Below are 18,026 nucleotides of genomic sequence, written 5' to 3' on the forward strand. Positions count from 1 at the left end.
AGAGCCATGAAGGAGAACGTGACCGCCGAGACCGCCCTGCCACCCGCACCCGGCGCGGAGCAGCACCCTGCGCTCGACTTCGCCAACAGCGCCGTAGCCCTGCCCGGCGGTCACTTCACCGATCTCCTCGGCACCCCCGCCACCGCCAACCGGTGGCTGATCGAGCGCGACCTGGCCCCGCCCGAGGTGGACCTCCAGGAGACCTGCGCCGCGCAGCTGCGGTCCCTGCGCGAGCAGGTCAGATCACTGCTGGCCGCGCGGGTCGCCGGCCACCCCGGCCTGCCGGGGGCCGTCGCCGCCGTCAACGACGCGCTCACCCGCGCCCCCGCGGCCTCGCTGTTGCACTGGGACCGTACCCACGGCCCGTACCGGGCCGCCTCCCACCCGACCGCCCTGATCGTCGAACACGCCCTCGCGGTCCTCGCCGACGACGCCGCCGACCTGCTCACGGGCCCCGACGCCGAACGCCTTACGGCCTGCGCCTCCACCCCCTGCAACCGCTACCTGCTGCGCCACGGCCGTCGCCACTGGTGTTCGGTCCGCTGCGGCGACCGCGCCCGGGCCGCCCGCGCCTACGCCCGGCGTACCCAGGCCGCAGATCCTCAGCGCGGAGCATGACGACTGGCTGGGAATTACCCCTTGCAAATGGCGTGATGATTTCGGGTCAAAAAACAGGAAAAGGAAAGGAACTCAACCCTCCAAATAGGACATACGTAAGGTTGCTTCGTCCGATCTGAACGTCTTTGGCCGAGTGTCGGCCAGGGTGCGCGAAAGGGAAGAGGAGTCAATCTGTGCGTATGTCCACATGGGTCGCCGCGGCAGCCGTCGCCGGCTCGTTCCTCACTGCCACGATGTCAGGCACCGCAATGGCTTCCGAGGTTCCGGCGGGGGTGACCGCGGCCACCGAGGGCACTTCTGAAACGGGCGTCCAGGCCGTGATCTCGACCGTTCCCGAGGGATATGTCGGTTACAAGAGTTACATGACGCCCAAGGAATGCGAGACGCGGGGGCAGAGGGGAATCACCGAAGGCACGTGGAGCGCCTACGTGTGTGAGCCGATCCGCCTGGGAGTGGAAATGCCCCTCTACTTCTACGGGCTGTACGTGAAGAAGTAAGGGTGCCGGCCGGGGGCCCTTGGGGGCTCCCGGCTTCGCGCCACGGCCGGTGGGCCGGGGGTCGCACAGGGCCCCGAACGCACGTGCGCGCATCCTGCCGGTCACAACACCGGGTGCTCGCGCGGGCTGCGGGTACACGCGCCATGACGCACGGCACTTCGGCAGGAGCGGGTGAGGGCAATGGCGGTCAAGGCAGTCGGATGGGCGCGTTCGTTTCCGATCGCGGAGGGCGTCCGCGCGGCGCGGGAGTGGACCGCCCGGCACCTGGCGTCACTGCCGTGGAACCGTTCGGCGGCCGACACCGTGCACTCCGTGCTGCTGTGCGTCTCCGAACTCGTCACCAACGCGCACCTGCACGCGGCCGGCACCGCCCACCTCGTGCTGACCTGGGACGGCTCCTGCCTGCACCTGAGCGTCGCCGACGCCGATCCGCGGCTACCCCGCCGCCGGGCGCCCGACCACGACGAGGGCGCGCGGGAGCCCACGTTCGCCACGTCCGGTCGCGGGCTGGGGATCGTCGACGCCCTGGCCGATTCCATGGACGTGCACGCGTGCCACGGCGGCAAGGCGGTCACCGCGTGCTTCCGGCCGGCCGGTGGACCGGCTCCGCACGCGGCCGCCCCGCCCCCCGGCTGACCGGGCCGGTCACTCACGCCGGATCAGGGGAAGTGAGGCGGATTCACGCCACCCCGTGTCAGTGCACGACAGCTCACGCCGGTCAGGCCGCGAGGGCGTCCTCGACACTCTCGTGCAGGGAGAGGACGGTATCGGCACCTGTCACGGCGAAGAGCCGGCGCAGCTGCTCACCGGGGGCGGCGATGCGCAGGGCGGTGAGACGGTGCAGCCGTAGGAGCAGGTTCAGGAAGGAAGAGTCTCCGAACGTGATGGCTCCGGCGTCCAGAACCACCAGCGGATGCCTGCCGACGGCCGACGTGAGAGCCTCCTCGAGGGGAGCCAGCGTGTCCTGATCGAGCTCGCCGTGGGCCGCCACCACCCAACCCGCCCCCGCCGCGTAGCCGTCTTTGACCACACCGTGCTGGCTCGCGTCCCCTGCTCCGGTCATGTCCGCCTCCCCGGCTTCGCCACCTGTACGTCCTCCTCAAGGGAGTATGCCCGCTCCTTCGCGCGACGCCGCCCTCCCCCGGCCACGGCGGCGCCTTCGGGACGCCCGAAACAACCCTACGAGCAAATCGATGGTAGGAAGGTTGTGTAGAACCGCGAAGCCGGGGCACAAGGGCCCGGGCAGCCGTTAGTCAATCGGGAGGGAGCGGCCACCATGTCTCGCTCGGCCACCGCTACAGGCCCCATTCGTGCAACAGAGGCGCAGGTCCCTGCTTGTGACCGAGGCACCGCGGGAGCGCCAACGCAGGACCAAGAACTTTTCCGGGTGGAGAACGCCCGCGAAATGGCGCCCGCCGACGCACGCGAACTGTCGCGGCTCTTCTTCGGGAAGCTGCGCACCCTGGAGGAGGGCACCCGCGAGTACCAGTACACGCGCAACACCCTGATCGAGATGAATCTCTCCCTGGTGCAGTTCGCCGCGCGACGTTTCCGGTCCCGGACCGCCGGGGGCGGCCTGGACATGGACGACATCATCCAGGTGGGAACCATCGGCCTCATCAAGGCCATCGACCGCTACGACCTGGAGCGCGAGGTCGAGTTCTCCACCCTCGCCCTTCCGTACATCGTCGGTGAGATCAAGCGCTACTTCCGCGACACCACGTGGGCCGTGCACGTGCCCCGGCGACTCCAGGAACTGCGCATGGAACTCGCCAAGGCGCAGGAGGCCCTGACCGACGTCCTGGGCAGGACGCCGACGGTCAAGGAGATCGCCCAGCACCTGGAACTGTCCGAGGACGAGGTCATCGACGGCCTGGTGGCCGCGAACGGCTACACCAGCGGTTCCCTCGACGCCGCGGGCCCGGACGACGACGCGCCGTCCACTGCGGCCCAGACGACCCGGCCGCTGGCGGAACGCCTCGGTGAGGTCGACCCCGCCATGGAACTCTTCGAGGACTTCCACACCCTGGCTCCCCTGCTGGAACAGCTGGACGAACGGGACCGGCTCATCCTGCAGATGCGCTTCGGCGAGGAGAAGACCCAGGCCGAGGTCGGCGCCGAGCTGGGCATCTCCCAGATGCAGGTCTCGCGCATCCTGTCCCGGACCCTCGCCCGGTTGCGCGAGGGCATGCTCAGGGTGTAGGCCCGAGTCCATGCCGTCCCCTCACCGACACGACCGCCCCGCCTCCCCCGCCGACGCACAAGCGCAGCGGGGGGAGGCGGCGGCGGGCGCGTGGAGCGCGCCGACCCGGACGGGAGCGGCGGCGGGCGCCACGACGACGCTGGACGCCCTGCCGCTGCCAGACCGCCCGGGCGCGCGCCTGAGCGGCAGCTGCGACCTCGACACCCGGCAGGATCTGAAGGCCGCGCTCGGCGCCGTGGTGCGGATTCCGGGCCCTGTCGTCCACCTCGATCTTTCCGCCGTGGCCTTCCTGGACCCGGCGGCAGTCGCCGCCCTGGTGGGGGCCTCGGCCGCTCTCAGGGGGGAGGGGCGTCGCCTGCTCCTCCACGACCCGCCATACTCGCTTCGCAAGGTAGTGGAGATGTTCCCGGACGAATGCGCCGCGCTGGAGGTCGCAGCATGATCACAGTTCCAGCGCCCGCCGGACCCGGGGCCTTCGTCCACCCCGCCCTCTTCTACCGGGACCTCGACGAATACCTGACCGGCGTGGGCGGTTTCGTACGTGCCGCCCTGTCGGCCGACGAGCCGGTCCTCGTCGCCGTTCCGGGCCCGCACCTGGCGGCCCTGCGCGAGAGCCTCGGGGACGGCGTGACGGATGTCACCTGGACGGACATGACGGAGCTGGGCCGCAACCCCGGCCGCATCCTGGCCGCTTTGCAGGATTTCGCCGACCGGCACGCGGGCCGCGCGGCCCGGATCGTCGGCGAGCCGATCTGGCCCGGCCGCTCCCCCGCCGAGGTACGGGAGGCCACCCGCCACGAGGCCCTCATCAACACGGCCTTCGCCGGCCGGGCGGCGACCATCCTGTGCCCGTACGACGTACCGGGCCTGGCGCCCTCGGTGGTGAGCGAGGCACGCCGCACGCACCCGACGCTGGTCGAGGACGGCCGGGACCTGGTGAGCCCGGCGTACACCGACGCTTCCAAGGTCTGCGCGGACTGCGATCTGCCCCTGCCCGAGCACGACGGCGCGGTGTACCGGCTGGAGTACTCCCACGGAGGGCTGGCCGAGGTGCGCGAGCACGCCGAGGGCTGGGCACGCACCACGGCCCTGACCGCGGCTCGGCGCGGCGACCTCATCCTGGCCATCAGTGAGGCGGCGGCCAACTCCCTTTCCCACGGAGGCGGGAAGGGCACGCTGCGGCTGTGGGCCACCGCCGGCCCCGGCTCGGGAGTCGTCGCGGAGATCCACGACGCCGGCCGGCTGGCCGATCCCCTGGCGGGACGCCGGCGCCCCTCCCTGGCATCGGCCCAGGGCGGCCGTGGCCTGTGGATGATCCACCAGCTGTGCGATCTGGTCGAGGTCCGGGCCACGGAAACCGCCTTCACGCTGCGACTGCACATGGCAACGCCTTGAGACCGGCGGTCCCCTAGACTGTCACGGGCAGGTGCCGAGCGCAGATACCAGCGTCAACGTGGGGGTGAGAGACCACAGTGGAGACCATAGGCCCGGAAACGGGCGATCCCGTGAGTGCGGGCTTCCCGGTGGGGGGCCAGCGTCGTCGGCTCGCCCTGGCGGGCGTCCGGGGTCGCGTGGCCAAGGGCCGCGACTTCACACGTCAGGCCTTGGAGGACTGGGGCTGGGACGGGACGGAGACCGCCGAGGACGCCCTGCTCCTGGTGTCCGAGCTGCTGACCAACGCGTCGCTGCACGCCGACGGCTGTCACGAACTCGTCCTCACGGCCGGGGAGCGCCTGCGCATCGAGGTGTACGACGGCACGACGACGCTGCCGCGCCGCCACCCGTCCCCGCAGCGCGGCGTGCCGGGCGGCCACGGCCTCTACATCGTGGAGCGCCTCTCGGACCGCTGGGGCGCGCACGCGCATGAAAACGGGAAGGCCGTCTGGGCCGAGATCGAGGCCTCCCGGCTGACGACCGGCAGGCCCGCGGGGTTCTGACCGGCCGCCGGTCCCGTCGTCCGTCCCGCCGTCCGCCCTGTCCTCCCTCAACGGGAGGCGTCAACGCGGCCGTTGCGGGCAAGCGCGCATCATGGACTCACATCAGCTCACCGCTCTGTCCCTGGCCCCGGCCCCCGGCCCCGCGTGGGTGCACCTGCTCGTCATCGCCTTCGCGCTGATCGTCCTCGTACGCACCCTCGCCCGCCACCGCTAGAGGGCGAGGCGTGGAGAGGGCGCTGCGTGCTGGATCGGCCCCCAGGGGGTATCCGCGGAGCATGGAAACCTCTTCGGCTCGGCCGGGCGGCTCGCGGCGCCCGTGGTGGGGGCACGTCGCCGTCGGCCTGGCGGTCCTCGTCGTGCTGCTCGTGCTCGTGGAGCGCTTCAGTCTGCTCCCCGGATTCGGGGGCCTCTTCGGCGAGGAGACGCGCGACCGCTCCGGTCCGGCGCTGCTCAAGTCGATCCAGGACATGGAACGTTACGAGGCGGCCGTGGGCACCTTCCAGGTGGTCGTGGACCTGGAGAAGGATGCGGCCTTCCTGCCGGACGCGATCCGCGGAACCCGCACCCTGTACGTGGGCTCCGGCACGGTCAGCGGCTACGTCGACCTGGGCGGGCTGAGCGAGGGCAACGTCACCGTGAACGGCGACCGCACCAAGGCCTCCATCCGGCTGCCGCACGCCGTGCTCGGCACGGCGGCCCTCGACCCGGACCGTTCGTACGCGGTGTCGAAGCAGCGGGGCCTGCTGGACCGGATCGGCGATCTGTTCTCCGACAACCCGGCCGGTGAGCAGGCCGTACAGAAGCTCGCCGCCCGGCACATCGACGAGGCCGCGCGTGACAGCGGTCTCGCCGAGCGCGCCGAGAAGAACACCGTGGCGATGCTGGAGGGGCTGCTGGGTTCGCTGGGCTTCCGGGAAGTGACCGTCGCCTACGGCTGATCGCGGACGGCGGCGAGGACGAACGAGTGCCCTGCCGGATCGGCGTACCGGCGCAGTGTCGTACGGCTGTCCAGCCGGGTGCCGTCCTCCTCCGCCGCCACCGGGCGCGCTCCGAGGGCCACGGCCTCCCGCTCGGCCTCGTCCAGGAGGTCCTCCGCCACCAGGATCCGCAGATGGGCCTGCTGGGAGTCCTCGGGGAGCGGCCAGCTCGGCGGCGTGTGATGCGGATCGCGGCGCACCCCGAGCACCACGCCGGCGCCGCCGGTGACGAGGAACAGCTCCCCGTCGCCGGGGGCCGGGCCCGCGGTGGCGCCGAGCAGTTCGGCGTAGAAGCGGGCCAGGGGCTCGGGCTCGGCGCAGTCCAGGACGAGAACACTGGTCTTGAGTACGGTCATGCAGCGCGTGTGCCCTGCGTCGTCGTCCGTACACGCGCCGTACGGACCGCGGCCGGGCCGGCGGAGCGTGCGGGTGTGCCCGGTCACCGGCCCCGCCCCGCGTCGGTGTCCTGGGCTCCCGATGCGGGCCCCACGAGGACGCGGGGCAGTGCGTCGGGGTGCTTCTCCGCGAGCCAGCCGATCAGCTGCTCCCGTACGGCACAGCGCACGGTCCACAGGTCGTCGGCGTCCTTGGCCGTGACGATGGCGCGCACCACCATGGTCGAGGGCGTCGTCTCCGTGACGGCGAGGTCCCAGGCGCGGCCGTCCCACTCGGGGCAGGCGAGCAGGATCTCGTGGACCTTCTCGCGCATGCGGTCGACGGGCGCGCTGTGGTCGCAGTGGACGAAGACCGTGCCGGTCATCTGGACGCCGCCGCGGGACCAGTTCTCGAACGGCCGCGTGGTGAAGTACGAGACGGGCATGGTGAGCCGGCGTTCGTCCCAGGTGCGTACGGCGAGGAAGGTCAGGGTGATGTCCTCGACCACTCCCCACTCCCCCGCGACGACGACGGTGTCTCCTATGCGCACCATGTCGCCGAAGGCGATCTGGAAGCCCGCGAAGAGGTTTCCGAGGGTGGACTGGGCCGCGACGCCGGCCACGATGCCGATGATCCCCGCCGAGGCGAGCAGGGAGGTACCGAGCGCCCGGAAGCTGGGGAAGGTGAGCAGCATCGCGGCGGCGGCGACGACGCCCACCACGACCGTCACGACGCGCATGATCAGCGTCACCTGGGTGCGGACCCGGCGCACCCGGGCCGGGTCGCGGGTACCGGTGGCGTAGCGGGCGTACCCCGACTCGACGACGGCGGAGGCCACCGCCACGATCAGCCAGGCTCCCGCACCGATCAGGGCCAGCGACAGGATCCGGCCCACCGTGGCCGCGTTGTCACGCAGCGGCGGCCATGCGATCTGCCGGTAGGAGCCCTGGAGCAGGGCGGCGAGCAGCACGATCTGCAGGGCGCGGCGGCAGTGCCGCAGCAGGTGCCACAGGGGTGTTTCGGGGTGTTTCGCGTCGACGCGGCGCAGCAGCAGGTCGACGGCCCATCCGGCCACGGCGGTGACCAGGATCGAGCCCCCCAGGACGGTCGGCAGGAGAAGAGCGCTGTTCATATCGCCTCGGCGCAGGTAGGTGGCATGGACCCGCACGCGCCTGCCCCACGCGAGGGAGCTGACACAGGCGGGCACCACGGGGCGGCCGGGGCCCCGTGCATGGCGCCGCCAGGGGCGGGTACCCGCGCCTCAAGACGTCCTGACGGACGACCCGCACTTCAGGGTGCGGGGTGCCGACGACACGGAAAGGGTGCACATGTCGCACGTCGAGGAGTACGTCGAGGTCAATGTTCCCGTACGCACGGCGTACAACCAGTGGACGCAGTTCGAGGACTTCCCCGCCTTCATGGAGGGGGTCGAACGCGTCGAGCAGCGCTCCGACACGCTCACCCACTGGGTGACGAACGTGAACGGCGTGCAGCGCGAGTTCGACGCGCAGATCACCGAGCAGCTCCCGGACCGGCGCGTGGCGTGGATGACGGTCGACGGCGAGGCCCGACAGGCCGGGCTGGTGACCTTCCAGCCGATCGACGCCACCACCACGAAGGTCGTCCTGCACATGAACTGGGTGCCCGACGGTCTGGCCGAGGCGGCCGCCGACAAGCTGGGCTTCGTGAAGCGTCAGGTGGGGGGTGACCTGAAGCGCTTCAAGCTGTTCATCGAGTCACGCGGAGTCGAGACGGGCGCCTGGCGCGGCGAGGTCTGATCGCCATGAGAAGCGAGACCGCGGGCGAGGGCGCCGCGCGCAAGGGCGCCAGAGCCGCGTCCCGGGGCGGCGAATTCCGGGAGGTCACGGCGCGGGCCGGGCTGGTGGCGCGCGGGGTGCTGTACGTGCTCATCGGCATGCTGGCCGTGCGCATCGCCCTTGGCGGCGGCGACAAGGAGGCCGACCGTCACGGCGCCCTCCAGGAGCTCGCGGGAAAGCCCTTCGGCGGATTCCTCATCTGGGCCGTGGGCGTCGGGCTCGTCGGCATGATGCTGTGGCGTCTGTCGGAGGCGGTGTTCGGCGCGGCCGGGCCGGAGGGCGACAAGCCCCTGAAACGGTTCGCCGCGGCTGCCCGGGCCGTCTTCTACGCCGTGGTGGCCTTCTCCGTGTTCAGCTTCGCGTCCTCGGCGGGAGGCGGACGCTCCGGCGACGAACAGTCGCGCGATGTGACGGCGAAGGCGCTGGACCTGCCCGCCGGCCAGTGGCTGGTGGGCGCCGTCGGGCTCGGGATCGGCATCGGCGGGGTGGTCATCGCGGTGCAGGCGGTGCGGCGCACCTTCCACAAGCGCCTCGCCATGGGCGCGGCCTCGGCGCGGTGGCGCAAAGCCGTCGACTTCCTCGGCGTGACCGGTGGTGTGGCCCGGGGAACGCTGTTCGCGGCGGTCGGCGGCTTCGTCGTGTACGCGGCGCTGCGCTACGACCCCGCGCGGGCGAAGGGGCTCGACGACACGCTGAGGTCGTTCGCCCACACCGGGGCGGGGCCGTGGCTGCTGATCGTGATCGCCGTGGGGCTCATGCTCTTCGGGGCGTTCTCCTGGGCGTTGGCCCGCTGGATCCGCGTCTGATCCGGGCGACACCCGCGGCGCTCGCGCCGCCCGGCACGTAGACCGCTGACGGCCCGCCACCCCTTTCGGGGGTGGCGGGCCGTCAGCGCGTCCGGGGCCATGTCGCAGGGGCCTGAGGGCGGGTTCAGTGGGGCCCCGGCGGCCGGCGGGCGGCCAGACGGGAGGCCTCGATCTCCGCCCAGACGACCTTGCCGGTCGCATGGGCGTAGGAGCCCCACCGGTCGGAGAGCCTCTGGACTAGGTGCAGGCCGTGGCCGCCGGGGACGCCCGGCCGCGGCACGGCCCGGGGACACGGCAGCACCTTCTCGCCGTCGAGCACATCGATGCGCAGTGCTTCCCCTGCGGTCAGTACGAGCTCGTGGCAGCCGTCCGCGTGCAGGGCCGCGTTGGTCACCAGCTCGGACACGACGAGCACCGCGTCCTCGGTGCTCTCGCGACAGTCCCAGCCCCAGTCCCTCAGGGCCTGGCGGGTGAAGTCCCGCCCCTTGGCCACCGCGCCCCTGACACTGCGCAGAGCCAGTCGGCGGCACTGCCCCGTGACCGGCGCTCCCGTACATCCGGGACCGCCGGTGGCTGCTCCCGTCTTGTCCACTGTCGCCTCACCCCGGCGTTGACTGATGTGCTGAATGGAAGGGGGGCCGGCTCTCGTCTGCGAACCGCCCGGGCCGGTCGTCCTGTGTACCGGCGTCCCCGGTGTCGCGTATGCCCGCCTCGTTCGCCCGGACACGTGAACATCGCCCTCGGCGTAGCGGGGCCGGCGAACTCACCCGTACGGACGCAACCAGGGGCGGGACCGCTTCCTCAGCGGTCCCGCCCCTGTCTGCCGGCTTCTGTGTGGCTCACGCGTGCGGCCGGCCGTTGTCCTCGCGCGTCACCGCCGCAGGCCTGGCGCCTCCGGCGTGAGCCCACGGCTACCAGTAGTGGCGCCGGCCGCCGACCGCGTGCCCGACCGAGCCCAGGATCCACAGCACCGCCCCGATCACCAGCAGGATGATCCCGATGGTCCAGAGGATGGAGATCCCGGTGATGAATCCGATGATCAGAAGAATCAGCCCGACGAGAATCATGATGCTCCTCGTGTGTGCGTTGGGAATCGGCGGAACGGGTGGATCCGCCGGGGCGCCTCAGAGGGCGTCTACCCCTTAATGCCGTCCTTATCAGTGCTGTGCCACTCCATCCTCGGCGGCGGGGTGGTACCCCCCGGCCGGACGTCGGCGCCCCGGGAGCCGCTCACGCGCGATGACTGCCGACGGGGCCGTCCCCGGGGCCCCCGACGTCGTAGTACGTGCTCAGTTCCTGCCGGTAGCCGGCGTCGCGCAGGTGCTTGTCCCGGTGGAATTCGGGGGCGTTCCTGATCTGTTCCTTCGTGCGGTTCACGTAGACCTTCTCCTCCTGCAAGTCGATCCGGGAGACCGTGCTCGCGGGGAGGAGGACTTCCTTGCCGAAGATCCACACGCCGGTGTCGACGACCAGGTAGGCGTCGCCGGCCTCGGAGGAGTGCTTGTCGACCTTGCCGATGCTGCCGTCGGTGGCCTCGACCTTGTATCCGGTGAGGTCGGCCCCGGCCAGGTGGCCGGAGGACGGCGGGTAGTTCCAGACGTGCTCGGTCACGGCGCCTGCCTTCAGGTCTTGAGGAGGCGGTTGAAGAACGAGCGGTAGTGCTGGAGAGCCAGCCTGAGGTCCTCCGTCGCCACCTGCTCGCCCCGGTCCCACTGGCCCTCCAGCCCCTGCTTGTGGGAGGCGAACGTACCGGCCAGGGTCTGCATGACCTCGGCCACCAAGGTGTCCGCCGACCTGACCGCTGCCTGCGGGTCGTCGACGAACCGGCCCTGGATGTCGCTCCACGCCCTGCGGTACTCCTCCGCCTCCTGGGCGCCGAGGAGCGGCTCGCTGTCGTCGGCGGCCTCGTCGGTCCTCTGATCGGCCCCCGTATCCGTCGCGGTCGCCGTCGTCTCCGCTGACGTGGCCTCGGCTCCGAGGTCCCCGTCCCGGGTGCGCTCGTCCGCGTCCAGGGTCTGCGCGTCCGTGGTTTCCCCGGTCCCGAGCCCCTCGTCCCGGCTTTCCCCGGTCCCGAGCTCCTCGTCCCGCGCCTCACCGCCCCCGAACCGCTCGTCGTCGTCGCGGGTCGCCTCACCGGGATAGGCCGGCGCCGCGTCTGCGCCTGCCCCGCCCGGATGGGCGAGGTCCTCCGTGGTCAGACCGGGCTCGGTGTCCCGCTCGTCCTTGTCACCGTGGATCTGCATGTCACCCGCTCCTCTCGTCGGTGAGCAGCTCCTCGAACAGGGCCCGGTAGTGGACCATCGCCCCGCGGAGCTCTTCCGTCGTGGCCTGGCCGTTCCCGCTGCGTTCCTTGACGTCGTGCGCGGCGCGGTAGTGCTCCAGGGTGCGCCCGTGCTCGACCGAGAGGTCGCGGACGGCGCCGCCGTACCCCTCGGTGGGGTAGCCGCGCTCCTTCATCAGCCGCGACACCAGCGCGTCCGCCTCGGACACCGCGCCTTCGGGCCGGTCCACGAAGTGCTCCTGCACCCCGCTCCACTCCTCGGCGTAGTGCCGGCGCCGCTCCGGGGGCAGCTCCTTGATGTCGAGCCTGTCGTGCCGTTCCTCGCGGGCCCGCAGGTCGCGCTCGGCGGCCATCCTGCCGCCCTTCTCCTCCACCGCGCGTTCGTACTCCGGTCCGAAGCGGCTGCGCAGGTGCCGTCGTCGCGCCAGCATCGCCAGGATCACGGTGAGCGCGATCACGACGAGTGCGCCGACGACGATGACGGCTATCAACGTGCTGGTTGACATGTGCGGCCTCCGTTCTGGGGCCTGTCGGTATGCATTGGCGCGGCTGCCCACCCCGCCGCCGGCCAAACCCACCGGGCCCTCGGGGCGCCCGGTGCCGGCGGCCGCGAAGGAGCCGACGGAGCCGCATCCGGCCCTACGCGCTCACCCCTCGGGCAGCGGCGAGCGCAAGGCACTGCGCCCCTGGTCCCACGCCTCGCGGATGTGGAGCGCGAGGCGGTCCTCCAGCAGGACGGTCGCCGCGCACCCGAACGCGATGTCCGCCTCCAGGGCGGGCTCGTCGGCCAGCAGACCGCCGATGACCTCGTGGCGGACGACCTGTTCGTGGACCGCGTCCGCTTCGACGTGCTCGGCGTAGAAGTGCTCGGCGGCCGGCCCCGCGTCGCAGCGCCGCATGGCCTTGGCGAGGCGTCTGGAACCGGGCGAGGAGGTGACCTCGACGCACGCGAAGTGTCCGACGAGGGCTCCGCGCAGGGCCCGGTGGAGCCCGAAGAGGGACATCAGGTTCACGGTCGCCAGCAGCGGCGCCGGCGCGTGGTCCAGGTAGCGGCCGTACGCGGCATCCAGGCCGAGGTCGGCCATGAGGTCCGCGAAGAGCCCGGCGTGGATCCGCTCGGGGCGGCCCGCGCCGAACTCGTCGTACTCGATGGCGACCATGGCGGCCTTGGCGCGGCCGGTGAGCCGGGGGATGACCCAGGCGTGCGGGTCCGCCTCCTTGAGGTGGTAGAGGGAGCGCAGGGCCGCGTACTCGCGCAACTGCCAGCGCCGGCCCTCGGTCTCGAGGTAGTGGCTGAGGCTGCCGGAGAGGTCCACGGGCTCGACGAGCAGCGGGGCGAAGGCCTCCTCGACCGAGTGGGGGACGCCGGGCAGATCGCTGCGCAGGGCGTGCAGGAAGCGGGCTTCCAGCGACTGGCGCAGCCGCAGCAGGTCCGGGTCCCATTCCCGCTCGTCGTCCACGCCGTCGAAGCCCCGGTAGTGCAGTTCGTACAGCAGGTAGAGGGCGAGCTGAAGGTCCTCACCCCAGGGGTCCGCCTTCAGCACGGACTGCGCGGCGTACTCCGCCGGGCCGCCGGACCGCAGGGCCCGGCTCACGGCGCGGGACAGCTCGCCGCGGCCGTCGACCAGGCGGGGGCCGCCGACGGGCGCCGTCGTCTTCGGGCGCGGGTGCGGGCTCACGCTCACGCGCGGGCTCGGAGGGGTCATCGCGGCTTCCTGTCCTCGGGCGGTGAGTCGGCTCGCTCACGGCGGCGGTGGCTGGTGTCGCACCAGGGCTGGATGCGGCTGCGGCGGCAGGTGCACACCGCGACCACGAAGCGGTCGGACCGGGCGACGGTCCCGTCCTCCATGACGATCTCGACAGGGCCTTCGACCAGGACCGGGCCCTGCGGTTCCACGCACATCCGGCGGGCGTCGTCCCGCAGGGACGCCGCGGCCCGCCCGCGCTCAGAGGGACTGGGCACGGATGATCACCAGCTCTTCCCATTCCTCGGCCGCGCCCGCCAGGCCCTGCCGCTCCAGCCAGCCCCGTCGCGACCGCAGGACCGGGCCCCACGGCACGGACGTCCTCGCCGTGACCCTCGCGGCCAGCCCCGCCCCGGTCAGCCGCTCCACGGTCTCCTGGGGCCCGCACATGCCCGAATGCACCATGAGCAGGACTCCGCCGGACCGCAGCAGGCTCGGGGCACGCGCACAGATCCGGTCGATGACCCCGCGCCCGTCGGGACCGGCGTCCCAGGCCTGCTCCGGCCCGCGCGACGGCAGCCGGGCCCCCGGGGCCGGGACGTACGGCGGATTGGCGACGACGAGGTCGAAGCGGCGCCCGGCGGTGCGTGCGGCGAAGTCGCCGTGCAGGACCCGCACGGGCAGTCCGCGGCGCAGCGCGTTCAGCCGCGCCGTGGCCACGGCGGGCCAGGAGACGTCGACCGCCGTGACGCGGGCTCCCCGGCTCGCGGCCTGGAGGGCCAGGGCACCGGTGCCCGTGCCGATCTCCAGTGCCTCCGTCCGCAGGCCCACGTCCTCCCGGGCGAGCGCCTCGGCGAGGAAACGGGTATCGGCCTGCGGCCGGTAGACACCTGGCAGCGCGATCAGGTCGGCTGGCAGGGTGCCCGAGGTCAGAACCGTACTGGACACCGCTTACCTCCGGGATCGGGTGCGGCCCCTTTGCGGCGGGCCGCGACAACAGTTGACGACACCGTGCGGCTGCCCCGCCCGGAGCACCTCAGCCGTATTTCCGTCGATCTTCAGAGGAACAGACGGAAATGCCTCCCGCCTCCGGGCTGTCCGCCGGTCTACGGTGGAGGCGTCCCGTCCCATGCGAACGGCAGATGAGGCTGGCAGCTGTGTCGACGTCGAGCCACGAGATCTTCGGTGCCCCGTGCTGGGTCAGCCTGCTGGCCCGGGATCTCGATGCCGCACAGGGGTTCTACGGTGCGGTCCTCGGCTGGGACTTCCGTCCCGCCGGTCCGGGCGACGGCAATCTGGTCGCCTTCCGCGACGGGGCGCCCGTGGCCGGCATCGGCGCGCTCGCGGGCAGCGCGGGTGTGCCGGTGGTGTGGACGCCGTACTTCGCCGTCGAGGACGCGGACGTGACCGCCTCCCGGATCCGTGAACGCGGCGCCACCATGGCGGTGGGCCCCCTGGCGTTCGGCACCGGGCGAGCCGCTCTGGCGGCAGACCCCGCCGGGGCCGTCTTCGGGTTCTGGCAGGGCGAGGTCGTCCCCGACTGGTCGGTGGGCCACGGCAGCGCCCCGGCCTGGCTGCACCTGCGGACGCGCGACGCGTTCGCCGCCGCCATCTTCTACGGGGAGGTCCTCGACTGGGGCGTCGAGCGGCCCGGCTGCTGCACCGTCTCCTACGAGCACGACCGCGTCGTGCTGCGCCACGGCCACGAGACCGTGGCCCGCATCAGCGGCGGCGCGCTCGAAGCGGCGCCCGACCCCGTGGTCCGCCCCCGCTGGCACGTCCACTTCCGCGTGCCCGACCTGGAGAGCGCGGTGGAGGCCGCCGCCCGGCTCGGCGGCAGGACCGCCTCTCCCGTAGAGACGTCCAGCACGAGCCGGTGGGTCGTCCTCGCCGATCCCGAGGGAGCGCTCTTCACCGTGGTCGCACCGCAGGACCCGCCGGCCTGACCAGGCCCGACGGGACCGCGGGCGCGCGGGCCTGCGGGCGCGCGGGCGGGCGCCGCCGATCCCGGTGGAATCCCCCGCCCGGGGGTCCTACGGTGGGAGCAGCAGCGGGAGCGGCCATGCTCGTCACCTCACCCTTCGGGCGGATGCGCAGCGCGATCCGCCGTGCGCGAGCCGGACGCCGCTGGGCCCATGTGCGGGACCTGGAACTGTGGCCACGCGCACTGGGGTTCGCCGCCCTCGGGTTCCTGACGCTGGTACCCCTCCTGATCGTCGTGTCCGCAGCGGACACCCGCGGCGGGCAGGGGTTCGCACAATGGCTGGGAGACGGGCTCGGCGTGTCGCCGGCCGCCAAAGGGGAGATCGAGCGGCTCTTCGCGCTGCCCGGCCAGGCCTGGCGGACCACGACGGCGTTCGGGCTCGCGCTGCTCGCCGTATTCGGGCTGTCCTTCGGCACCGTGATGCAGAGCGGCTACGAAAGGGTCTGGGACCTGCCGCCGGCCCGCTGGTGGGCCCGATGGCGTCACGCGCTCTGGCTGGCAGTGCTGGTGGGTGTCCTCTACCTGTCGGCGATCACGTCGCCGTGGCGCGAGTCCCCGGCCCGCGGCCTCATCGCGGTGGCGATCGGAACCCTGTTCTTCTGGTGGTCCCAGCGGCTCCTGCTCGGCGGCCGGGTCGCGTGGGCCGCCCTGCTTCCGGGGGCGGTGGCCACCATGCTCGGACTGCTCGGACTGCGGGTCTTCTCGCGGCTCGTCTTCTCCCCGCTGATCGCGTCCAACGCCGTCACCTACGGCCCCTTCGGAACGGTCCTCGTCCTGCAGACCTGGCTCGTCGCCATCGGCGTCGTGGTGTTCGGGGGCCCGCTCGCCGGCCGGCTGCTCCGCGACGAACTGCTGCGCCGCAGGCCCCGGCGGTCCCCGGCCGGCGACAGCGGCCCGGCGGATGAGCCGAGCCGGTGACGGACAGGGGAACGGGCCCGGACTCCAGGAGTCCGGGCCCATTGCGACCGGGTCAGGCAGGGCGGCGGCCGAAGGGCTCACCGGTGGTGTAGTACGTGCCGAGCTCCTCGCGGTAGGCCACGTCACCGAGGTGCTTGTCACGGTGGAACTCCGGGGCGTTCTTGATCTGCTCCTTGGTGCCGTCGACGTAGACCTTCTCCTCGTCCGCATCGATCCGGATCACGGTGCTCGCCGGGAGCAGCACCTCCTTGCCGAAGATCCACACGCCGGTGTCGACGACGATGTAGGCGTCACCGGCCTCGTAGGAGTGCTTGTCGACCTTGCCGATGCTGCCGTCGGTCGCCTCGACCTTGTACCCGGTCAGATCGGCTCCGGCCAGGTGGCCGGCGGTCGACTTGTAACTCCACACATGCTCAGTCACGCGAAACAACTCCTCCTGTAGACGGAGACGGTGAGGGAGTCCCTCCCGTCGCTCCTCTGGTGACGTCGTACGCGGCGGTTCGACGTCGTACGCGGTGGCCTCGGTGCCCCGCCCGAACTCGCCTGCCCCGCCCTCCGGGCTTCATTCGCCCGGGTGTTGCCCTCCCCGTACGAGGGCGCGCACGTTCTCGACGCTGCCGCAGTCGGCCGCGAGCAGGCGCTCGCGCTCCCGCAGGAACACCGCCCCGAGCTCGGCCCTGCGCTCCTGGGGCACGTTCTCCCGGGCGCCGTTGAGGATGGTCCGCTCCTCCTCGTCGAGGTGGTGGGAGACCGCCTTGACCAGGTCCTCCAGGCGCGCGTCCCACTCGTCGGAGCCCACCTCGGACACCTCCAGCAGGGCCAGGAGGGCCTCGTTTCCCTCGGCGTGCTCCTCGCTGCCGTGGTCGACCTCGTGGTCGTCGACGCCTTTGAACCTCTTCAGAGCGCCGTAGACCTCGGCCTCCTCCGCCTCGCCGTGCGCGACGAGAAGGGCCGAGAACTCCGCGAGGGCGCCCGCCCGGTCCGCCTCCACACTGCGCATCCGGCGGAAGAGCTCCTCCATCCTGCGGTGGTCCTTGAGGATCACCGCGACGACGTCCTGGTCCTCCTGCTTGTCCGCGGCCATGCCGGTCCCTCCTGCTCTCGGGTTTCGCTTCGGCTGCCGCGCCTGCCCGCGGCGCGCGATCCGAACCCCACAGGGGCCGCAAGGGCTGGAAAGGGTCCCCTGGCCGGGTCGCACCCGTCCGGCGGCCGCGGCGCGCGGTAGCGTGGGCGGGACGCCGTAGGGTGCACCGGAGCGGTGCGGAGGCAGGGGCCCGATCGTGGAAGAGCTGGATGCGTTCACCCGCGTACTCGACTACCCGATGTACGTGGTGACGGCGGCGGACGGGGACGAGCGGGCCGGCTGCCTGGTGGGCTTCGCCTCCCAGTGCTCGATCGACCCGCCGCGCTTCATGGTGTGGCTCTCCGTCGCCAACCGCACCTACCGGGTCGCGCGCAACGCCTCGCACCTGGCGGTGCACGCCCTGCGGAACGATCAGAAGCGGACGGCGGAGCTCTTCGGCAGCCGGACCGGCGACGACGGCTTCGACAAATTCGAGCACGTCGCCTGGCGACGGCCGGACCACGGGACCGCGCCGGTCCTCCAGGACGCGTGCGCCTGGTTCGTCGGCCGCATCGAAGGGCACGTCGACGGCGGGGACCACGTGGGATTCCTGCTCTCGCCCGTCGAGCACGGCCCTCCCGGTCCGGTGCGGCCGCCCCTGCTGCGCTTCGGCGACGTCCAGGACCTCACGCCGGGGCATCCGGCCTGATCCGGTCCCCCAAGGTCGTCTCTTTCGGATCTTGTCGGTTGAGCCCGCGTCGTCCGGTGCCGTGCATCGCAAGGCGGAGGGGGGGGGGGGGGGGGGGGGGGGGCTGGGGGGGGGGGGGAGGGGAGGGGGGGGGGGGGGGGGGGAGAAAAAAACAAA

Annotated in this window: 27 protein-coding genes; 14 read left to right on the top strand and 13 right to left on the bottom strand. The window is 72.2% G+C overall.

Going from position 1 to position 18,026, the window contains the following annotated elements; all coding sequences use genetic code 11:
- The first annotated feature begins 6 nt into the window (after positions 1–6).
- From AC07DU_RS31165 to AC07DU_RS31175, 3 genes are all read left to right on the top strand, one after another.
- A complete protein-coding gene (locus AC07DU_RS31165; RefSeq protein WP_360892134.1) occupies positions 7–618 on the top strand; it encodes a CGNR zinc finger domain-containing protein in 612 nt (203 codons plus the stop codon).
- A gap of 179 nt (positions 619–797) precedes the next feature.
- Positions 798–1,115, top strand: coding sequence for a hypothetical protein (locus AC07DU_RS31170; protein WP_479030020.1), 318 nt, complete (start codon positions 798–800; stop codon positions 1,113–1,115).
- 180 nt (positions 1,116–1,295) lie between these two features.
- Complete coding sequence (locus tag AC07DU_RS31175) at positions 1,296–1,751, top strand: ATP-binding protein (RefSeq protein ID WP_360892140.1); 456 nt, start codon at positions 1,296–1,298, stop codon at positions 1,749–1,751.
- Between the two features lie 82 nt (positions 1,752–1,833).
- On the opposite strand, the gene AC07DU_RS31180 is transcribed toward AC07DU_RS31175, so the two are convergent.
- Positions 1,834–2,178 (bottom strand): STAS domain-containing protein, encoded by a 345-nt coding sequence (locus AC07DU_RS31180; RefSeq protein WP_453374747.1) that lies wholly within the window; start codon positions 2,176–2,178, stop codon positions 1,834–1,836.
- A 213-nt stretch (positions 2,179–2,391) separates the two neighbouring features.
- Here AC07DU_RS31180 and AC07DU_RS31185 point away from each other — a divergent pair, with 213 nt between their 5' ends.
- From AC07DU_RS31185 to AC07DU_RS31210, 6 genes are all read left to right on the top strand, one after another.
- Complete coding sequence (locus tag AC07DU_RS31185) at positions 2,392–3,318, top strand: SigB/SigF/SigG family RNA polymerase sigma factor (RefSeq protein ID WP_360892146.1); 927 nt, start codon at positions 2,392–2,394, stop codon at positions 3,316–3,318.
- Positions 3,319–3,328: 10 nt separating this feature from the next.
- The gene (locus AC07DU_RS31190) at positions 3,329–3,760 is read left to right on the top strand and encodes an STAS domain-containing protein (RefSeq protein ID WP_479030025.1); all 432 of its coding nucleotides are present in this window, start codon (positions 3,329–3,331) and stop codon (positions 3,758–3,760) included.
- Positions 3,757–4,713 carry an anti-sigma factor RsbA family regulatory protein gene (locus AC07DU_RS31195; RefSeq protein WP_479030028.1) on the top strand — a complete coding sequence of 319 codons (957 nt, stop codon included), beginning with the start codon at positions 3,757–3,759 and terminating at the stop codon, positions 4,711–4,713. Before AC07DU_RS31190 ends, AC07DU_RS31195 begins: the two co-directional genes overlap by 4 nt.
- Before the next feature lie 110 nt (positions 4,714–4,823).
- The gene (locus AC07DU_RS31200) at positions 4,824–5,255 is read left to right on the top strand and encodes an ATP-binding protein (RefSeq protein WP_479030031.1); all 432 of its coding nucleotides are present in this window, start codon (positions 4,824–4,826) and stop codon (positions 5,253–5,255) included.
- 91 nt (positions 5,256–5,346) lie between these two features.
- Positions 5,347–5,469 (top strand): hypothetical protein, encoded by a 123-nt coding sequence (locus AC07DU_RS31205; protein ID WP_360892157.1) that lies wholly within the window; start codon positions 5,347–5,349, stop codon positions 5,467–5,469.
- 61 nt (positions 5,470–5,530) lie between these two features.
- A complete protein-coding gene (locus tag AC07DU_RS31210) occupies positions 5,531–6,193 on the top strand; it encodes a DUF4230 domain-containing protein (protein WP_479115108.1) in 663 nt (220 codons plus the stop codon).
- Here AC07DU_RS31210 and AC07DU_RS31215 read toward each other — a convergent pair.
- Both AC07DU_RS31215 and AC07DU_RS31220 read right to left on the bottom strand, forming a co-directional pair.
- Positions 6,184–6,588, bottom strand: a complete 405-nt coding sequence (locus AC07DU_RS31215) for a VOC family protein (RefSeq protein WP_360892162.1) — start codon at positions 6,586–6,588, stop codon at positions 6,184–6,186. The genes AC07DU_RS31210 and AC07DU_RS31215 overlap by 10 nt on opposite strands.
- Positions 6,589–6,671: 83 nt before the next feature.
- Positions 6,672–7,739: a mechanosensitive ion channel family protein gene (locus tag AC07DU_RS31220; RefSeq protein ID WP_360892165.1), complete on the bottom strand. Its 1,068-nt coding sequence runs from the start codon at positions 7,737–7,739 to the stop codon at positions 6,672–6,674.
- Positions 7,740–7,935: 196 nt separating this feature from the next.
- Here AC07DU_RS31220 and AC07DU_RS31225 point away from each other — a divergent pair, with 196 nt between their 5' ends.
- The gene (locus AC07DU_RS31225; RefSeq protein WP_360892168.1) at positions 7,936–8,385 is read left to right on the top strand and encodes an SRPBCC family protein; all 450 of its coding nucleotides are present in this window, start codon (positions 7,936–7,938) and stop codon (positions 8,383–8,385) included.
- A gap of 5 nt (positions 8,386–8,390) precedes the next feature.
- Positions 8,391–9,230, top strand: a complete 840-nt coding sequence (locus AC07DU_RS31230; RefSeq protein WP_479115110.1) for a DUF1206 domain-containing protein — start codon at positions 8,391–8,393, stop codon at positions 9,228–9,230.
- 124 nt (positions 9,231–9,354) lie between these two features.
- Here the strand turns inward: AC07DU_RS31230 and AC07DU_RS31235 are convergent, their stop codons facing one another.
- The 8 genes from AC07DU_RS31235 to AC07DU_RS31270 form a co-directional block, all read right to left on the bottom strand.
- Entirely contained in the window at positions 9,355–9,822 is a 468-nt protein-coding gene (locus tag AC07DU_RS31235) for an ATP-binding protein (protein ID WP_479115112.1), read from the bottom strand.
- 319 nt (positions 9,823–10,141) lie between these two features.
- Entirely contained in the window at positions 10,142–10,297 is a 156-nt protein-coding gene (locus AC07DU_RS31240; protein WP_360892177.1) for a DUF6131 family protein, read from the bottom strand.
- Between the two features lie 163 nt (positions 10,298–10,460).
- Positions 10,461–10,841: a PRC-barrel domain-containing protein gene (locus AC07DU_RS31245; protein WP_479115114.1), complete on the bottom strand. Its 381-nt coding sequence runs from the start codon at positions 10,839–10,841 to the stop codon at positions 10,461–10,463.
- An 11-nt stretch (positions 10,842–10,852) separates the two neighbouring features.
- Complete coding sequence (locus AC07DU_RS31250) at positions 10,853–11,473, bottom strand: hypothetical protein (RefSeq protein ID WP_479115116.1); 621 nt, start codon at positions 11,471–11,473, stop codon at positions 10,853–10,855.
- A gap of 1 nt (position 11,474) precedes the next feature.
- Entirely contained in the window at positions 11,475–12,017 is a 543-nt protein-coding gene (locus AC07DU_RS31255) for an EGFR-like transmembrane domain-containing protein (RefSeq protein ID WP_479115118.1), read from the bottom strand.
- A gap of 141 nt (positions 12,018–12,158) precedes the next feature.
- Positions 12,159–13,217: an iron-containing redox enzyme family protein gene (locus AC07DU_RS31260; RefSeq protein WP_479115120.1), complete on the bottom strand. Its 1,059-nt coding sequence runs from the start codon at positions 13,215–13,217 to the stop codon at positions 12,159–12,161.
- Positions 13,214–13,474, bottom strand: a complete 261-nt coding sequence (locus AC07DU_RS31265) for a CDGSH iron-sulfur domain-containing protein (RefSeq protein WP_453372113.1) — start codon at positions 13,472–13,474, stop codon at positions 13,214–13,216. Before AC07DU_RS31265 ends, AC07DU_RS31260 begins: the two co-directional genes overlap by 4 nt.
- Positions 13,458–14,144, bottom strand: a complete 687-nt coding sequence (locus AC07DU_RS31270; RefSeq protein ID WP_479115122.1) for a HemK2/MTQ2 family protein methyltransferase — start codon at positions 14,142–14,144, stop codon at positions 13,458–13,460. Before AC07DU_RS31270 ends, AC07DU_RS31265 begins: the two co-directional genes overlap by 17 nt.
- A 260-nt stretch (positions 14,145–14,404) precedes the next feature.
- Here AC07DU_RS31270 and AC07DU_RS31275 point away from each other — a divergent pair, with 260 nt between their 5' ends.
- Together AC07DU_RS31275 and AC07DU_RS31280 are read left to right on the top strand one after the other, a co-directional pair.
- Positions 14,405–15,142 carry a VOC family protein gene (locus AC07DU_RS31275; protein WP_479030532.1) on the top strand — a complete coding sequence of 246 codons (738 nt, stop codon included), beginning with the start codon at positions 14,405–14,407 and terminating at the stop codon, positions 15,140–15,142.
- 143 nt (positions 15,143–15,285) lie between these two features.
- Positions 15,286–16,098, top strand: a complete 813-nt coding sequence (locus tag AC07DU_RS31280; protein WP_479030534.1) for a ribonuclease BN — start codon at positions 15,286–15,288, stop codon at positions 16,096–16,098.
- Positions 16,099–16,150: 52 nt separating this feature from the next.
- Here AC07DU_RS31280 and AC07DU_RS31285 read toward each other — a convergent pair whose 3' ends face one another.
- A complete protein-coding gene (locus AC07DU_RS31285) occupies positions 16,151–16,519 on the bottom strand; it encodes a PRC-barrel domain-containing protein (RefSeq protein WP_360892197.1) in 369 nt (122 codons plus the stop codon).
- Positions 16,520–16,660: 141 nt separating this feature from the next.
- Positions 16,661–17,182 (bottom strand): hemerythrin domain-containing protein, encoded by a 522-nt coding sequence (locus tag AC07DU_RS31290; protein ID WP_479030059.1) that lies wholly within the window; start codon positions 17,180–17,182, stop codon positions 16,661–16,663.
- A gap of 196 nt (positions 17,183–17,378) precedes the next feature.
- Between AC07DU_RS31290 and AC07DU_RS31295 the strand changes: the two genes are divergently transcribed.
- On the top strand, positions 17,379–17,870 hold the full coding sequence (locus tag AC07DU_RS31295; RefSeq protein ID WP_479115124.1) for a flavin reductase family protein: 492 nt from the start codon (positions 17,379–17,381) through the stop codon (positions 17,868–17,870).
- Positions 17,871–18,026 lie beyond the last annotated feature (156 nt).

Source organism: Streptomyces sp. NPDC045695, from assembly GCF_056432025.1.

Excerpts from the sequence above, each read along its gene's own strand:
- AC07DU_RS31165 (WP_360892134.1), top strand. The coding sequence starts at position 7 with ATGAAGGAGAACGTGACCGCCGAGACCGCCCTGCCACCCGCACCCGGC.
- AC07DU_RS31170 (WP_479030020.1), top strand. The coding sequence starts at position 798 with ATGTCCACATGGGTCGCCGCGGCAGCCGTCGCCGGCTCGTTCCTCACT.
- AC07DU_RS31175 (WP_360892140.1), top strand. The coding sequence starts at position 1,296 with ATGGCGGTCAAGGCAGTCGGATGGGCGCGTTCGTTTCCGATCGCGGAG.
- AC07DU_RS31180 (WP_453374747.1), bottom strand. The coding sequence starts at position 2,178 with ATGACCGGAGCAGGGGACGCGAGCCAGCACGGTGTGGTCAAAGACGGC.
- AC07DU_RS31185 (WP_360892146.1), top strand. The coding sequence starts at position 2,392 with ATGTCTCGCTCGGCCACCGCTACAGGCCCCATTCGTGCAACAGAGGCG.
- AC07DU_RS31190 (WP_479030025.1), top strand. The coding sequence starts at position 3,329 with ATGCCGTCCCCTCACCGACACGACCGCCCCGCCTCCCCCGCCGACGCA.
- AC07DU_RS31195 (WP_479030028.1), top strand. The coding sequence starts at position 3,757 with ATGATCACAGTTCCAGCGCCCGCCGGACCCGGGGCCTTCGTCCACCCC.
- AC07DU_RS31205 (WP_360892157.1), top strand. The coding sequence starts at position 5,347 with ATGGACTCACATCAGCTCACCGCTCTGTCCCTGGCCCCGGCCCCCGGC.
- AC07DU_RS31210 (WP_479115108.1), top strand. The coding sequence starts at position 5,531 with ATGGAAACCTCTTCGGCTCGGCCGGGCGGCTCGCGGCGCCCGTGGTGG.
- AC07DU_RS31215 (WP_360892162.1), bottom strand. The coding sequence starts at position 6,588 with ATGACCGTACTCAAGACCAGTGTTCTCGTCCTGGACTGCGCCGAGCCC.
- AC07DU_RS31220 (WP_360892165.1), bottom strand. The coding sequence starts at position 7,739 with ATGAACAGCGCTCTTCTCCTGCCGACCGTCCTGGGGGGCTCGATCCTG.
- AC07DU_RS31225 (WP_360892168.1), top strand. The coding sequence starts at position 7,936 with ATGTCGCACGTCGAGGAGTACGTCGAGGTCAATGTTCCCGTACGCACG.
- AC07DU_RS31230 (WP_479115110.1), top strand. The coding sequence starts at position 8,391 with ATGAGAAGCGAGACCGCGGGCGAGGGCGCCGCGCGCAAGGGCGCCAGA.
- AC07DU_RS31240 (WP_360892177.1), bottom strand. The coding sequence starts at position 10,297 with ATGATTCTCGTCGGGCTGATTCTTCTGATCATCGGATTCATCACCGGG.
- AC07DU_RS31250 (WP_479115116.1), bottom strand. The coding sequence starts at position 11,473 with ATGCAGATCCACGGTGACAAGGACGAGCGGGACACCGAGCCCGGTCTG.
- AC07DU_RS31255 (WP_479115118.1), bottom strand. The coding sequence starts at position 12,017 with ATGTCAACCAGCACGTTGATAGCCGTCATCGTCGTCGGCGCACTCGTC.
- AC07DU_RS31260 (WP_479115120.1), bottom strand. The coding sequence starts at position 13,217 with ATGACCCCTCCGAGCCCGCGCGTGAGCGTGAGCCCGCACCCGCGCCCG.
- AC07DU_RS31280 (WP_479030534.1), top strand. The coding sequence starts at position 15,286 with ATGCGCAGCGCGATCCGCCGTGCGCGAGCCGGACGCCGCTGGGCCCAT.
- AC07DU_RS31290 (WP_479030059.1), bottom strand. The coding sequence starts at position 17,182 with ATGGCCGCGGACAAGCAGGAGGACCAGGACGTCGTCGCGGTGATCCTC.